Source organism: Phenylobacterium sp. (assembly GCF_035276905.1).
In the GTDB taxonomy this organism is placed as follows: domain Bacteria; phylum Pseudomonadota; class Alphaproteobacteria; order Caulobacterales; family Caulobacteraceae; genus Phenylobacterium.
Genome location: NZ_DATELG010000417.1, coordinates 1 through 14,142 on the forward strand (window position 1 = coordinate 1; position 14,142 = coordinate 14,142).

15 protein-coding genes are annotated in these 14,142 nt (G+C 70.1%); 5 read left to right on the forward strand and 10 right to left on the reverse strand.

Annotated features, from left to right (window positions below):
• The 6 genes from VJS38_RS19870 to VJS38_RS19895 form a co-directional block, all read right to left on the reverse strand.
• A partial coding sequence (locus tag VJS38_RS19870) for a ParB/RepB/Spo0J family partition protein (RefSeq protein ID WP_324089883.1) occupies nt 1-405 on the reverse strand: 405 nt, incomplete at its 3' end.
• Nucleotides 406-416: 11 nt separating this feature from the next.
• Nucleotides 417-1,241 (reverse strand): ParA family protein, encoded by an 825-nt coding sequence (locus tag VJS38_RS19875; RefSeq protein WP_324089884.1) that lies wholly within the window; start codon nt 1,239-1,241, stop codon nt 417-419.
• Nucleotides 1,225-1,854 carry a 16S rRNA (guanine(527)-N(7))-methyltransferase RsmG gene (gene rsmG, locus VJS38_RS19880; RefSeq protein ID WP_324089885.1) on the reverse strand — a complete coding sequence of 210 codons (630 nt, stop codon included), beginning with the start codon at nt 1,852-1,854 and terminating at the stop codon, nt 1,225-1,227. Before rsmG ends, VJS38_RS19875 begins: the two co-directional genes overlap by 17 nt.
• A gap of 11 nt (nt 1,855-1,865) precedes the next feature.
• Nucleotides 1,866-3,713 carry a tRNA uridine-5-carboxymethylaminomethyl(34) synthesis enzyme MnmG gene (gene mnmG / locus VJS38_RS19885; RefSeq protein WP_324089886.1) on the reverse strand — a complete coding sequence of 616 codons (1,848 nt, stop codon included), beginning with the start codon at nt 3,711-3,713 and terminating at the stop codon, nt 1,866-1,868.
• Nucleotides 3,714-3,997: 284 nt separating this feature from the next.
• Nucleotides 3,998-5,302: a tRNA uridine-5-carboxymethylaminomethyl(34) synthesis GTPase MnmE gene (gene mnmE / locus VJS38_RS19890; protein ID WP_324089887.1), complete on the reverse strand. Its 1,305-nt coding sequence runs from the start codon at nt 5,300-5,302 to the stop codon at nt 3,998-4,000.
• Nucleotides 5,299-5,541 carry a DUF6489 family protein gene (locus VJS38_RS19895; protein ID WP_324089888.1) on the reverse strand — a complete coding sequence of 81 codons (243 nt, stop codon included), beginning with the start codon at nt 5,539-5,541 and terminating at the stop codon, nt 5,299-5,301. Before VJS38_RS19895 ends, mnmE begins: the two co-directional genes overlap by 4 nt.
• Before the next feature lie 88 nt (nt 5,542-5,629).
• Here VJS38_RS19895 and VJS38_RS19900 point away from each other — a divergent pair, with 88 nt between their 5' ends.
• Nucleotides 5,630-6,325 (forward strand): dienelactone hydrolase family protein, encoded by a 696-nt coding sequence (locus tag VJS38_RS19900; RefSeq protein WP_324089889.1) that lies wholly within the window; start codon nt 5,630-5,632, stop codon nt 6,323-6,325.
• A complete protein-coding gene (locus VJS38_RS19905; RefSeq protein WP_324089890.1) occupies nt 6,325-7,296 on the forward strand; it encodes a quinone oxidoreductase in 972 nt (323 codons plus the stop codon). The genes VJS38_RS19900 and VJS38_RS19905 overlap by 1 nt, the downstream gene beginning before the upstream one ends.
• A gap of 232 nt (nt 7,297-7,528) precedes the next feature.
• On the opposite strand, the gene rho is transcribed toward VJS38_RS19905, so the two are convergent.
• The 4 genes from rho to hemE form a co-directional block, all read right to left on the reverse strand.
• Nucleotides 7,529-8,935: a transcription termination factor Rho gene (gene rho / locus VJS38_RS19910; protein WP_324089891.1), complete on the reverse strand. Its 1,407-nt coding sequence runs from the start codon at nt 8,933-8,935 to the stop codon at nt 7,529-7,531.
• A gap of 232 nt (nt 8,936-9,167) precedes the next feature.
• Entirely contained in the window at nt 9,168-9,632 is a 465-nt protein-coding gene (locus VJS38_RS19915; RefSeq protein WP_324089892.1) for a CopD family protein, read from the reverse strand.
• Nucleotides 9,629-10,678: a ferrochelatase gene (hemH, locus tag VJS38_RS19920; RefSeq protein ID WP_324089893.1), complete on the reverse strand. Its 1,050-nt coding sequence runs from the start codon at nt 10,676-10,678 to the stop codon at nt 9,629-9,631. The genes VJS38_RS19915 and hemH overlap by 4 nt, the downstream gene beginning before the upstream one ends.
• On the reverse strand, nt 10,675-11,733 hold the full coding sequence (gene hemE / locus VJS38_RS19925) for a uroporphyrinogen decarboxylase (RefSeq protein ID WP_324089894.1): 1,059 nt from the start codon (nt 11,731-11,733) through the stop codon (nt 10,675-10,677). The genes hemH and hemE overlap by 4 nt, the downstream gene beginning before the upstream one ends.
• A gap of 514 nt (nt 11,734-12,247) precedes the next feature.
• On the opposite strand from hemE, the gene VJS38_RS19930 reads away from it, so the two are divergent.
• From VJS38_RS19930 to VJS38_RS19940, 3 genes are all read left to right on the forward strand, one after another.
• Nucleotides 12,248-13,102, forward strand: coding sequence for a pyruvate, water dikinase regulatory protein (locus VJS38_RS19930; protein WP_324089895.1), 855 nt, complete (start codon nt 12,248-12,250; stop codon nt 13,100-13,102).
• Entirely contained in the window at nt 13,099-13,698 is a 600-nt protein-coding gene (locus VJS38_RS19935) for a Maf family protein (RefSeq protein ID WP_324089896.1), read from the forward strand. Before VJS38_RS19930 ends, VJS38_RS19935 begins: the two co-directional genes overlap by 4 nt.
• A partial coding sequence (locus VJS38_RS19940) for a shikimate dehydrogenase family protein (protein WP_414692471.1) occupies nt 13,695-14,142 on the forward strand: 448 nt, incomplete at its 3' end. The genes VJS38_RS19935 and VJS38_RS19940, both read left to right, overlap by 4 nt.

A 14,142-nucleotide genomic window follows, 5' to 3' on the forward strand; every position in this document is an offset into this window, starting at 1 on the left:
CTCGACGATCGCGATCTCGTAGGCGCGGTCGTCGGCGAACTCGCGCACCAGGGCCGGGATGGCGGCCAAGCCTGCCCGCTGGGCCGCGCGCCAGCGGCGCTCGCCGGCCACGATCTCGAACTCCCCGCCGCGCGACGGCGAGGGGCGGACCAGGATCGGCTGCAGCACGCCGGACGTGCGGATCGACTCCTCCAGCTCGGCGAGCTCGTCTTTGGAGAAGTGCTGCCGCGGCTGGCTGGGGTTGTTGTGCACCAGTTCGATCGGGATCTCGCGCGCGCCCTCCAGCCCGGGCGAGCCGCCGCGCGCCGGCGGACGGCCCTCGACCGCGGCCACCACCTCTTCGTCGGCCTCGCCGAGCAGGGCGGACAGGCCCCGCCCCAGGCCCCTGCGGCTTTCGCCTGCCATCATCATCTCCCTCACGCGGCGCCCGCCGCGAGATCCTGGCGACGCGCGCGCTCGCGCAGCACCACCTCGCGGGCGAGCTTCAGGTAGGCCTGGCTCCCCGCGCATTTCAGATCATAGACCAGCGCCGGCTTGCCGAAGGACGGCGCCTCCGACACCCGCACGTTGCGGGGGATCACCGTCTGGTAGACGGTCTCGCCGAAGTGGCCGCGCACGTCGCCGGCGACCTGCTCCGACAGGCTGTTGCGCCGGTCGTACATGGTCAGCACTACGCCCTGGATCTCCAGCCGCGGGTTGAGGCTGCCGCGCACCAGGTCGATGGTCCGCATCAGCTGGGTCAGGCCCTCCAGCGCGAAGAACTCGCATTGCAGCGGCACCAGCACCGCGTCGGCCGCGGTCATGGCGTTGACCGTCAAGAGGTTGAGCGACGGCGGGCAGTCGATCAGCACATAGGTGTAGCCGCGCGCCTGGCGCACGGGCTCCAGGGCGTCGCGCAGCTTGAACGAGCGCCGCGTTTGCTGGCCGAGCTCCAGCTCGACGCCGGAAAGATCCGGATCCGCCGGCACCAGGTCGAGGCCCGGCAGGTTGGTCCGGACCACCGCCTCGACGATCGGCTTCTCGCCCATCAGCACGTCGTAAAGCGTGTTCTTGCGCAGCGCCCGGCCGACGCCGAGACCGGTCGAGGCGTTGCCCTGCGGGTCGGAGTCGATCAGCAGCACATGCTCGCCGACCGCGGCCAGCGCGGTGCCCAGGTTGATGGCGGTCGTGGTCTTGCCCACGCCGCCCTTCTGGTTGGCGATCACCAGGACGCGCAGCGGCCGTTCAGACTTTTCGGGCACGACCCAGTCTCCTCACGCGCACGATCTGGCCTCGGGGATCACTGAGAGACGGTATCGTATCCGCCTCGAATTCCCAAGATTTAGCCGCCTCTTCGAGCTCGGCCGCTACATCTTGTCCCTTCAGGAAGAGGCCCGTCGCACCTGACTTCAGGTAGGGCCGCGCATACCCCAGCAGGCGGGCGAGCGGGGCGCAAGCGCGGGCGGTGACGATGTCCACAGCAAGCTGCAGGTTTTCCGCACGCGCGTTATGGACGCTCGCCGGCAGGTCGAGCTCGTGCACCACCTCCGACAGGAACCGGCAGCGCTTGGCCATGCTCTCGACCAGGTGCACATGGAAGCCGGCCCTGCCCTTGCCGAGCGTGGCGAGCACAAGGCCCGGCAGGCCGGCGCCGGCGCCGAGGTCGGCCCAGACCATCGCCTCCGGGGCGAGCTTCAGCAGCTGGGCGGAGTCCCAGGCATGGCGGTTCCAGAAGACCTCGAGCGTCGCGGGGCCCACGAGGTTCATCTTGTCATTCCACTCCACCAGCAGCCGACGGAACCGGTCCAGGTCGGCGACCTGCGCCGGCGTGGCGCCGGCCGCGCGCGCGAAGCTCTCCACGTCGTCGACCTCCATCTGCGGCGACCTCAGGCGGCGCGGCGGCGGACGTGGGCAAGCAGCGCCGTCAGCGCGCCAGGCGTCACCCCTTCGATCCGCGCGGCCTGGCCCAAGGTCAGCGGCCGCACCGCCGCCAGCTTCTCGCGCACCTCGTTGGAGAGCCCTCCCACGCCGGCATAGTCGAGATCGGCCGGCAGCCGCAGATCCTCGTCGCGGCGGAAGGCCTCGGCGTCGGCGGCCTGGCGGTCGAGATAGCCGGCATAGCCCGCCTCGATCTCCAGCTGTTCGCGCACCGGCGCCGGCCAGCCGCCGATCTGCGGCCAGACCTTCGCCAGGTCGTCGAAGCCGATCGTCGGATAGGCCAGGAGCTGCAGCAGGTCGCGGCGTTGGCCATCGGCCTTGACCGGCAGGCCGAGCCGCGCGGCCTGCGCCGGGGTCAAGGTCAGCGACCCGGCCTGCGCCCGGGCGTCGGCCAGGGCGCAGGCCTTGGCGGCGTAGGCGGCGGTCCGAAGCGGCCCCACCACGCCCAGCTCGACGCCGCGCGCCGTCAGCCGCTGGTCGGCATTGTCCGCGCGCAGGGTGAGCCGGAACTCCGCACGGCTGGTGAACATGCGATAGGGTTCGGTGACCCCGCGGGTGACGAGGTCGTCGATCAGCACGCCGATATAGGCCTCGTCACGGGCGAACTGCACGGGCTCGGCGCCGGACGCGGCGCGCGCCGCGTTCAGCCCAGCCACCAGGCCTTGCGCCCCGGCCTCCTCATAACCGGTGGTGCCGTTGATCTGGCCGGCGAGATAGAGACCCGGCAGCGCCTTGGCCTCCAGAGTCGGATAGAGCTCGCGCGGATCGACATAATCGTACTCGATCGCGTAGCCGTGGCGCTTGACCCGCACCTGCTCGAGGCCCGGAATGGTGCGCAGGAAGAGATCCTGGGTCTCCGCCGAGACCGAAGTCGAGACGCCGTTCGGATAGACGGTGTCGTCGTCCAGGCCCTCCGGCTCCAGGAAGATCTGGTGGCTGGTCTTGTCGGCGAAGCGGACGACCTTGTCCTCGATCGAGGGGCAGTACCGCGGCCCCTTCCCCGACACCCGCCCGCCGTAGACCGCCGATTCCGTCAGCCGCGCGGCGATGATCCGGTGGGTCTCGGCCGTCGTATAGGTGATCCCGCACTGGATCTGCGGCGTGGTGATGGCGTCGGTCAGGAAGGAGAACGGGACCGGCTCGTCGTCGGCCGCCTGCATCTCCAGCCGGTCCCAGGCGATGGTGGTACCGTCCAGCCGCGCCGGCGTGCCGGTCTTCAGCCGGCCCATCCGCAGGCCCAGGGAATAGAGCCGGTCGGACAGCCCGATCGCCGGCGCGTCGCCGACCCGGCCGGCGGGGATCCGCTCCTCGCCGCGGTGGATCACGCCCTTCAGGAAGGTGCCGGTGGTCAGCACCACACGGCCGGCGGCGTAGCGCTCGCCGGACGCGCCGACCACCCCCGCGACCCGTCCGTCGCTGATGATCAGGTCCTCGACCGCCTCGGCCTTGATGGTCAGGCTCGCCGTCGCGGCGAGCTCGGCCTGCATGGCCTCGCGGTAGAGCCGGCGGTCGATCTGCGCGCGAGGCCCACGCACCGCCGCGCCCTTCGAGCGGTTGAGCAGGCGGAACTGGATCCCCGCCTTGTCGGCCAGCCGGCCCATGAGCCCGTCGAGGGCGTCGATCTCGCGGACCAGATGGCCCTTGCCCAGGCCGCCGATGGCCGGGTTGCAGCTCATCTCGCCGAGCGTCTCAATCTTGTGGGTGAGCAGCAGGGTGCGCGCGCCGAAGCGCGCCGCCGCGGCGGCGGCTTCGCAGCCGGCGTGTCCGCCCCCGATGATGATCACGTCCCAGGTCAAGGCGCGTCAGGCTCCAAGCACAGACGCCCCCGGCAGGCGGGGGCGAGGCACGGCTATATAGCGGAACGGTCCAGGGATTTCACCTGGGGAGGCCATTGTTTCACGTGAAACCCCGGCGGCCGGGGCGCCTCAAATTCGGACAGCCGCGCCCCAATATCGCCGCTTTTGTTTCACGTGAAACACAAGTGCTGTGGATAACTCCACTGTTTCACGTGAAACACGACGCAATTCAATTCCTGAGCGAACTTAGGCGCAGCCGATATGGCCAGGTATTACCGCTGGAACTACTTGCCGATGCAGAAGCTGGAAAAGATCTTTCCCAGCACCGCCTCGGGATCGATCCGACCCGTGATCCGATCCAGCGCCCGGGCGGCCAGCCTGACGTCCTCCGCCGCCAGCTCCAGCGCCTCAGGCTCCGCCATCGCCTGCCGCAGCCGGCTCGCCGCCTCCTCCAGCAACCGCCGATGCCGCAGCCGGGTCGCCGCCGGCGGCTCGGCCGCGGCCAGGGCCTCGACCACGCGCTCGGTCAGCGTCTGCTCCAGCCAGGCGACATCGTTCGGACTGCGGGCGGTGAACGGCGTTCCCGGCAGGTCCGCATCCCCTTCGCCCAGGTCCCGCTTGGTCCGCAGGATCAGGTCGGTCGGCGCAAGCCCCGCCGGCGGTTCCGGCGCGGTCGCGGCCGCCCCATCGACCAGCCAGACGCGCAGGTCCGCGGCGCCTGCCCAGGCCGCCGCGCGACGTACGCCCTCGGCCTCGACGATGTCTTCGGTCGACCGCAGGCCCGCGGTGTCGGCGACGATCGCCTTGTAGCCGCCGAGCTGCAGGGGAACCTCGATGATGTCGCGGGTCGTCCCGGGGATGGCGGTGACGATCGCGGCCTCGCGCCTGGCGAGCGCGTTCAGCAAGGTGCTCTTGCCGGCGTTCGGCGCGCCGATCAGGGCGATGCGGTAGCCCTCGCGCACGCGCTCGCCCCGCTCCACCTCGGCGGCGGCGGCCTCCAGCTGCTGCACCAGGCCGGCGAGGATCGGCTGCGCGCGCGCGGCGACGTCGGCCGGCACCTCTTCGTCCGGGAAGTCGACTGCGGCCTCGAACATCGCCAGCGCCTCGGTCAGGCCGTCGCGCCAGCGGCCCTGGACCTCGGACAGCCGGCCGTCGAGCTGGGCGAGCGCCTGCTTGCGCTGGGCGTCGGTCTCGGCGTCGACCAGGTCAGCGACCGCCTCGGCCTGCGCAAGGTCGAGCTTGCCGTTCTCGAAGGCGCGGCGAGTGAATTCACCGGGCTCGGCCAGGCGCAGGTCCAGCGCGGCGAGCGCCTCGAGCAGGCCAGCCAGCACTGCGCGGCCGCCGTGGACATGGAGCTCGGCTGCGTCCTCGCCGGTGTAGCTGCCCGGCGCGGGAAACCACAGCACCAGGCCTTCGTCGATCTCGGCGCCGCCCGGGCCGTAGAGCCGGCGCACAACGGCGCGGCGCGGCGCGGGCAGCTGGCCGGCCAACGCCCGCACGGCCGAGGCGGTCCTCGGCCCCGTCAGTCGCACGACCGCGATCGCCGCCCGTCCGGCGGCGGTCGCAGGCGCGAAGATGGTGTCGATCATTTCCGCTGCGCGGCCGCCGCCATGCCGACTTCCATGAGCTTGCGGAACTGCTCCTGCGCGCCGGCGCCGAAAGCCAGCCAGTTCTTCACCAGCTCGTCGGGCGACAGCATCGCCATGTTGGCGTCGATCCGCTTCTGCATCTCGCCGACGATATGGTCGTTGAGCGCGCTCACGTCGGGCAGGCCGAGGAACCGCCGAGCCTCCTCGGGCGTACAGTCGACTTCGACGGTCATCTTCATGGTGGAGCTCCTTCTGGGATTCCTTATGGCCGGCCGGGGGCCCGCCGCGCTAGTAGCTTGCCCCATCCAATTGCATCGGGAGACCCCAATGGGTGAGCAAACGACCATCACGACGGCCGACGGTTCCTTCTCCGCCTACCTGGCGCGTCCGGCCGGCGCCCCGACCGCCGCGGTGGTGGTGATCCAGGAGATCTTCGGGGTGAACGCGGTGATGCGCGAGATCACCGACGGCCTCGCCGCCCAGGGCTTCCTCGCGGTCTGCCCCGACCTCTTCTGGCGGATCGAGCCCGGCATCGAGCTGAGCGACCAGAGCGAGGCGGAGTGGCAGCGGGCGTTCGCCCTGTTCAACGCCTTCGACGTCGACGCCGGCGTCAAGGACATCGCCGCGACCATCTCGACCATCCGCCAGGACCCGGGCGCGCAGGGCAAGGTCGGCGCGGTCGGCTTCTGCCTGGGCGGCCTGCTCGCCTATCTGACCGCGGCCCGCACCGACGCGGACGCGGCCGTCGCCTACTACGGCGTGGGCATCGATGGCCGGCTCGCGGAGGCGGAGAAGCTGACCCATCCCTTCCTGATGCACATCGCCGAGGAGGACGGCTTCGTGCCCAAGGAGGCCCAGGCGAAGATCATCGAAGCGCTCGAGCCGAACAAGCTGATCGAGATCCACACCTACCCCGGCCGCGACCACGGCTTCGCCCGCACCGGCGGGCAGCACTACGACGCCGAGGCCGCCGCGCTGGCCGGCCAGCGCACCCTGGACTTCTTCCGAAAGCACCTCGGCTGATGCGCGCCATTCGGTTCGACAACACCGGGGGCCCCGAGGTCCTCTACCTGGCGGACGTGCCGGCGCCCGAGCCCGGTCCCGGCCAGATCCGCATCCGCCAGGAGGCGATCGGGGTCAACTTCATCGACACCTACCACCGCACCGGGCTCTACCCCCTGCCCCTCCCCTCCGGCCTCGGCAAGGAGGGCGCGGGCGTCGTCGACGCGGTCGGCGACGGGGTCACGCGCTTCAAGATCGGCGACCGCGCCGGCTATGCGATGGACGGGCCGGGCGCCTACGCCGAGGCCAACGTCGTCTCGGCGGACCGCGCGGTGCACATCCCCGACGCCGTCGACGCCAGGACGGCGGCCGCGGTTCTGCTCAAGGGCATGACCGCCGAGTTCCTGCTGCACCGCACCTACCCGCTCCGGGCCGGCCAGACGATCCTTGTCCACGCCGCCGCCGGCGGCGTCGGCCAGCTGCTCGTCCAGTGGGCCAAGCACATCGGCGCCACGGTAATCGCCACTGTCGGCAGCACCGCCAAGGCGCAGAAGGTCCAGGCGCTGGGCGCCGACCACGTCATCTTCTACCGCGACCAGGACGTGGCGGCCGAGGTGCGGCGCATCACCGGCGGCGGCGGAGTGGCGGTGGCCTATGACTCCGTCGGCAAGGACACCTTCGAGGGCACGCTCGCCAGTCTTGCGCGGCGGGGTCTCTTCGTGAGCTACGGCAACGCCTCCGGTCCGCCGCCGCCGGTGGAGGGCCGGCGCCTGTCGCTGGCGGGCTCGTTGTTCTTCACCCGGCCGACGCTGACCGACTACATCGCCACGACCGAGGAGCTCGACGCGAGTGCGGCGGCCGTCTTCGGCATGGTGGCGTCCGGCGCGCTCGACGTCGAGATCGGCCAGACCTTCCCGCTGGCCGAGGCCCGGCGCGCGCACGAAGCCCTGGAGGGCCGGCAGACGATCGGCGCGACCCTGCTCATCCCCTGATCAGGGCCCTGATCTGGGCCCTGATCTGGCCCATGATCTGGGCCCGCATCTAGGTAGGGCCGATTGGTGGGGTCAGACCGGGTAGTGTTTCACGTGAAACAGCGAAGTTCGTTAACGCCGGCCCGACCGGATGTCGCAGCCCCTGCTCTCGAAAACGAAGCGGCTCCCCGCCAGTGCGGGGAGCCGCGCGTTAACACTTGAGCGAATCGCCCCGGCGGGCGTCGCGGACGGATCAGGTGTTCATCGACTGGAAGAAGTCGTCGTTGTTCTTCGACTGGCGCAGCTTGTCGAGCAGGAACTCGATCGCGTCCTGGGCGCCCATCGGGTTGAGGATCCGCCGTAGGATGTAGGTCTTCTGCAGCTGGTCCTTCGGGGTGATCAGCTCTTCCTTCCGCGTGCCGGACTTCAGCACGTCGATCGCCGGGAAGATGCGCTTGTCGGCGACCTTACGGTCGAGCACGATTTCCGAGTTACCTGTGCCCTTGAACTCTTCGAAGATGACTTCGTCCATCCGGCTGCCGGTGTCGATCAGGGCGGTGGCGATGATCGTCAGCGAGCCGCCCTCCTCCACGTTCCGCGCGGCGCCGAAGAACCGCTTCGGCCGCTGCAGGGCGTTGGCGTCGACGCCGCCGGTCAGCACCTTGCCGGAGGACGGCACGACCGTGTTGTAGGCGCGGCCGAGGCGCGTCACCGAGTCCAGCAGGATGACGACGTCGCGCTTGTGCTCGACCAGGCGCTTGGCCTTCTCGATCACCATCTCGGCCACCTGGACGTGGCGGGTCGCCGGCTCGTCGAAGGTCGAGGAGATCACCTCGCCCTTCACCGTGCGCTGCATGTCGGTGACTTCCTCCGGGCGCTCGTCGATCAAGAGGACGATCAGGTAGCACTCGGGGTGGTTCTTCTCGATCGACTTGGCGATGTTCTGCAGCATCACCGTCTTGCCGACCCGCGGCGGGGCGACGATCAGGCAGCGCTGGCCCTTGCCAAGCGGGGCGACGATGTCGATCACCCGGCCGGAACGATCCTTCAGCGTCGGGTCGTCGATCTCCATCCGCAGCCGCTCGTCGGGATAGAGCGGCGTCAGGTTGTCGAACAGGACCTTGTGGCGGACATTCTCCGGCGCCTCGAAATTGATCTGGTCGACCTTCACCAGGGCGAAGTAGCGCTCGCCCTCGCGCGGGGCGCGGACCGCGCCGTCGACGCTGTCGCCGGTGCGCAGGCCGAACTTCCGGATCTGCGAGGGGCTGACATAGATGTCGTCCGGGCCCGGGAGGTAGTTGGCCTCCGGCGAGCGCAGGAAGCCGAAGCCGTCCTGCACCACCTCGAGCGTGCCGGAGCCCGAGATCTCCACGCCTTCCTCGGCGAGGGTCTTCAGGATCGCGAACATCATGTCCTGCTTGCGCATGGAGTTCGCGTTCTCGATCTCCAGCGTCTCGGCGAAGGCCAGGAGGTCGGCGGGCGACTTGTCCTTCAGCTCCTGCAGGCTCATCCGGGTGAGCCCCATCGCCGCGATGGCGGCAGCCACCTCGGAGGGCTCCTCCGCGCCGTCGACGGCGGCGGTCTCCAGCTCCTCGGCGGGCTGGGCTTCAGCGGCCTGCGGCTCCAGGACGTCGAGCTCGGTGGGGATATCGTCTTGCATGGAATTCTGACTCGTTGGGAAGCGCCCGCCGGACAGACTCCGGGCGCGGCCTTAAGGAAATAGAAGCGCGTTCAGCGCCGATGTCTTCGTCTCTTTGGGGGCCGGCCTGCCTTACGCCCTGAGCGCGGGCGGCCGGAAAGGATGCGGGGCGCGCCGGGCCGTTACGCCGACGCGTAAGCGATCGGAACCACACCCGCGGGACCGCGTCAAGCGGCTCGCCTGCCCGGTCCCATCACTTCCCGAACTCGGTGGTCACGGCGATCACCATCACGATCGCCGCCAGGAACGGCAGCTCATTGGTCGCCCGCCAGAACTTGCTGGAGCGCCGGTTTCGACCCTCGGCGAACGCCTTGCGCGCCCTGGCCAGGACATGGTGCCAGCCGATGAGGAATACAACCCCGGCCAGCTTCACCACCATCCACGGCTGGCCCAGGAAGCCCCAGCCGCGGATGTGACCATCGACCCAGATCAGGGTGAGGCCGAAGACGAAGGCCAGCACGAACGCCGGGTTCATGATGATCCGCAGGAGTTTGGCTTCCATCGTCCGGAAGGTGAGGTCCAGCTCCGAGCCGGGCGTCGCGCCCGTGTGGTAGGCGTAGAGGCGCGGCAGATAGAGCAGCCCGGCCATCCAGGCGATCACCGCCAGGATGTGCAGGCCGCGCAGCAGATCGTAATGGGCGATCAGCCAGTCGGTCATGGCCGCTCCTCGAGATGACAGCCGCACTTGCCGAGCCCGACCGGGCAGAGCCACGGCCCATAGGGCCGCGTCCGGTCCGTCCGGCCTAGCGCGCCGAGCGCCGCCTCCGCCAGATCTTCGATGAACGGCTCGCTGACGGTCGGCGTGGGCGCCCGCAGATAGGGCCGGCAACCGACCTCGTGCGCCGTGCGTGCATATTCATGGTCGAGCTCGACGAGCGTCTCGACGTGCTCGGAGACGAAGGCGATCGGCGCGACCAGCACGCCCCTGCCCTCGGCCCCCGCCCGGCGGACCTCCTCGTCCGTCGATGGGGCGAGCCACTTCAACGGGCCGACGCGGCTCTGGTAGCAGACCCGCCAGTCCGAAAGCTCCGGCAGGCGCGCGGCGATCCGGCCGGCGGTGGCCTCGACCTGGGCCTGGTACGGGTCGCCCGCGTCGACGACCTTCTGCGGCAGGCCGTGGGCGGAGAACAGGAGCCGCAAGCCCTTGGGCGCGCCGGCCCGCTCCCAGGTGCGCCGGATCGCCTGGGCATGCGCCTCGACCAGGCCGCCGGCCGTGGGGTAGCAGCAGACCGCGCGCGAGCGGCCTGGCCCTTTGTAGGCCGCCCGCCAGTCTTTCAGCGACGAGGCCGTGGTGGTGGTCGAGTACTGCGGATAAAGCGGCAGGAGCACGATCTCGTCGGGAGCGAAGGCCGCGACCGCCCGCGCCGTCTCGGCGGCGAACGGCTTCCAGTAGCGCATGGCGATGAAGACCCGGGCCTCGACGTCCGGCCGGCGGGCTTTCAGCCGGGCCTCCAGCGCATCGGCTTGCGCCTGGGTCTCCGGCAGCAGCGGCGAGGCGCCGCCCATCAGGTCGTAGTTGGCCTGAGCCGCCTTTTCCCGACGCCTGGCGATCAGCTTCGCCAGCGGGATCCGCGCCACCGCCGGCAGGTCGATGATCGCCGGATCGCGGAACAGGTTGGCGAGAAAGGGACGCACCGCCGCGGGCCCATCCGGGCCCCCGAGGTTGAAGAGGACGACGGCGACTTTCACGCCATTCCCCTTCATGCCATCGCTCTGGCCGGCTTGCCCGTCACCCGCTCGACCACGCGCGCGATGTGCGCGATCGGCGTGTCGGGCAGCACCCCGTGGCCGAGGTTGAAGATGTAGGCCCCCTTCCCCCACTGCTCGAGCAGCTGTTCGACGCGCGCGTCCAGCGCAGGTCCTCCCTGGCGCAGCAGCAGGTTGTCGAGCGCGCCCTGGATGGTCCTGCCCTGGGCCTGCAGCCGACGGCCCAGGGCCGCCGGAGCCTGGGTGTCGAGCGCCACGCCCTCGACCGGCACGGCCTCGGCGTAGCTCTCGACCAGCGCCCCGGCGCCGCGCGGAAAGCCGATGAAGGGCGCGGTCACGCCGGCGGCCCGCACCCTGTCGACAATCGCCGCGTGCGGCTGGACCACCAGGCGCTCGAACATGTCCTCCGCCAGCCCCTCCGCCCAGCTCTCGAACAGCTTCAGCGCCTGGGCGCCCGCCTTGGCCTGCATGACGAGATAGCGGGCGGTGGCGTCGACCAGCACCGCCAGCAGGGCGTCCACCTTCTCGGGCTCGGCGTAGGCGAACGCCCGCGCCGCCTCCCGCTCCGAGCCGCGGCCCTCGATCATATAGGTGGCGACCGTCCACGGCGCCCCGGCGAAGCCGATCAGCGCCCGCTCCGGCTCCAGCTCCGCGCGCACCCGCTGCAAGGTCTCGCCGATGTCGCTGAGCCGTCCGGTGGAGGCCTCCACCTGATCCGCCAGGAACTCGATCGAAGGCAAGGCTGCGAGCCTGGGTCCTTCGCCCGCCTCGAACCAGACCTGCTGGCCGAGCGCGCGGGGGAGCAGCAGGATGTCGGCGAAGACGATCGCGGCGTCGAACGCAAACCGCCGCATCGGCTGCAGCGTCGCCTCGGCCGCCATCTCCGGGTGATGGCAGAACGAGATGAAGTCCGGCGCCTTGGCCCTGAGCTCCCGGTACTCCGGCAGCGACCGGCCGGCCTGGCGCATGAACCATACCGGCGGCCGATCCTGCGTCTCTCCGGCGAGCACGCGAAGAAGGCGGGGAGTGGCGGGAGCGGAAGCGGTCGTCATCCAGGCGGTTAAATCGCTTTGCGGCCGATCGCTCAAGTCCGCCGTCGGATCCGTTCCCCGCCTGACCTCTCTTCAATCCTTAAGAAAAAGAAAATGGATTGCGAAAGGAAGACGTTGGGCCTGTCGAGGAGGTGGAAAACTCGGCCTTCCCTGCGGCAAGCAGGCCTTTCTCCCCAACTTATGCAGATTGGCGCGGGCGCGTTTTCCCGTGCCTGTGGATTGCGTGGAGGCGGGCCAAGCCCTTTTTTCGCTTAAGATTTCGTTAAGGATCTGAGGGACGAGGCCGGCCATACCGGCGGTTCTACCGGGGCTGTCGATGCTCCGCGGCCGGATTGCACACCCGGCCGGGCCTGAGTGGATTAACGAGCGGTAAACGACGCTTTTCGTCCCGGCCATTCACCAGGCCCCGCCAAGCCCTGCCAAAGCATGGCGCCTATCCCCAATCGTCCCGGCGTTCGCTAAGAGGGATTCACAGAAAACATCCCCAGGCATTTTTTCGAGGGGCCCATAAAGAGTGTCGACCTCTGCCCAGGCCCGGCTGGCCACCTACTTCCACGTCCACCTCGTCTCGGACTCGACCGGCGAGACGCTGAACGCCATGGCGCGGGCGGTCTGCGCCCGTTTCGACAACGTCCTGCCGATCGAGCACATCTACGCCCTGGTCCGCTCGCAGCGGCAGCTCGACAGGGCGCTGGGCGACATCGAGGAGGCGCCGGGCGTGGTCATCCACACCATCGTCGACGACAAGCTGCGGCACGCGCTGGAGGAGGGCTGCCGCAAGCTCGACATGCCCTGCATCCCGGCGCTCGACCCGCTTGTCTCGGCGCTCTCGCGCTACCTGGGCGCCTCGACCACCAGCCGGGTCGGCGCGCACCTGCGGCTCGACAACGACTATTTCAACCGCATGGACGCCCTGAATTATGCGATCGGCCATGACGACGGCCAGGGCGGACAGGACCTCGACGAGGCCGACGTGGTGCTGGTCGGGGTGTCGCGGACCTCGAAGACGCCGACCTGCATCTACCTGGCCCACCGCGGCGTGCGGGCCGCCAATGTGCCGCTGGTCCCGGACCGGCCGGTCCCGGAGAAGCTTACCCGGCTGAAGAAGGCGATCGTCGTCGGCCTGACCATCTCGCCGGACCGGCTGATCCAGATCCGCCGCAACCGGCTGCTCTCGCTGCACGAGAACCGTCAGTCGAGCTACATCGACACCGACACGGTGCGCGACGAGATCATCCAGGCCCGCCGGCTCTACGAGCGGCACGGCTGGCCCACCATCGACGTCACCCGCCGGTCCGTGGAGGAAACGGCCGCGGCCATCCTCAACCTGATGCACGGCGGCCACGGCCAGGTGGAGGTGCTCGGATGAGCCCGCCTGTGGTCATCCTGGCCTCGAAGAGCGCCGCACGGCGCGCGGTGCTGGAGGGCGCCGGCGTGCCGTTCGAGGCGGCCGTCGCCGGCGTCGACGAGGATGCGGTCAAGACCGAGCTGCTCGCCCGAGGCGCCTCGCCCAAAGCCGTCGCCGAAGCCCTGGCCGAGCGGAAGGCGGCGCGAGTTTCGCAGGCCCGCCCCGGCCTGGTCATCGGCGCCGACCAGACGCTGGAGCTCGAGGGGGGGCTTTACGACAAGGTCGACACCCTCGCCGCCGCGCGCGAGCGGCTGAAGCTGCTGCGCGGCCGGCCGCACCAGCTGCACTCGGCGGTGGTGGTCGCGAAGGACGGGGCGGCGATCTGGCGCGAGACCGTCAGCGCGACGCTGGCGATGCGCGACTTCTCCGACGCCTTCCTCGACGCCTATCTCGCCCACGAGGGCGAGGCGGCCCTGGGCTCGGTGGGCTGCTATCGGCTCGAGGCGATGGGCGCGCAGCTTTTCGCCCGCATCGAGGGTGACTACTTCACTATTCTGGGCCTGCCGCTGCTGGGGCTGCTCGACCTGCTCCGCCAACAGGAGGTGCTGAGCTCATGAGCCGCAAGATCACAGGCGCCACCGCCGTGGCCGGCGTCGCCGGCGCGCCGGTCCGCCATTCGCTTTCGCCGATCATCCACAACGCCTGGATCGAGGCGGCCGAGATCGACGCCGTCTATGTCCCCTTTGCGCCCTGCGGCGACGACTTCCGCCGCTTCGCCGAGGGGCTGCGCGGCGGGGTGATCCGTGGACTGAACGTCACGTTGCCCTTCAAGGAGGCCGCGCTCAGCGTCGCCGACGAGTTCAGCGCGCGGGCCGAGCTGGCGGGCGCGGCCAACCTCCTGGTCTTCGATGAGGACGGCCGGATCATCGCCGACAACGTCGACGGCCTGGGCCTCCTGGCCGCTTTCACCGCCCAGGCCCCGGACTTCGATCCGAAGGCCGGACCGGTGGCGATCGTCGGCGCGGGTGGCGCGGCCCGCGGCGCGGCGGCGGCCTTCGTGG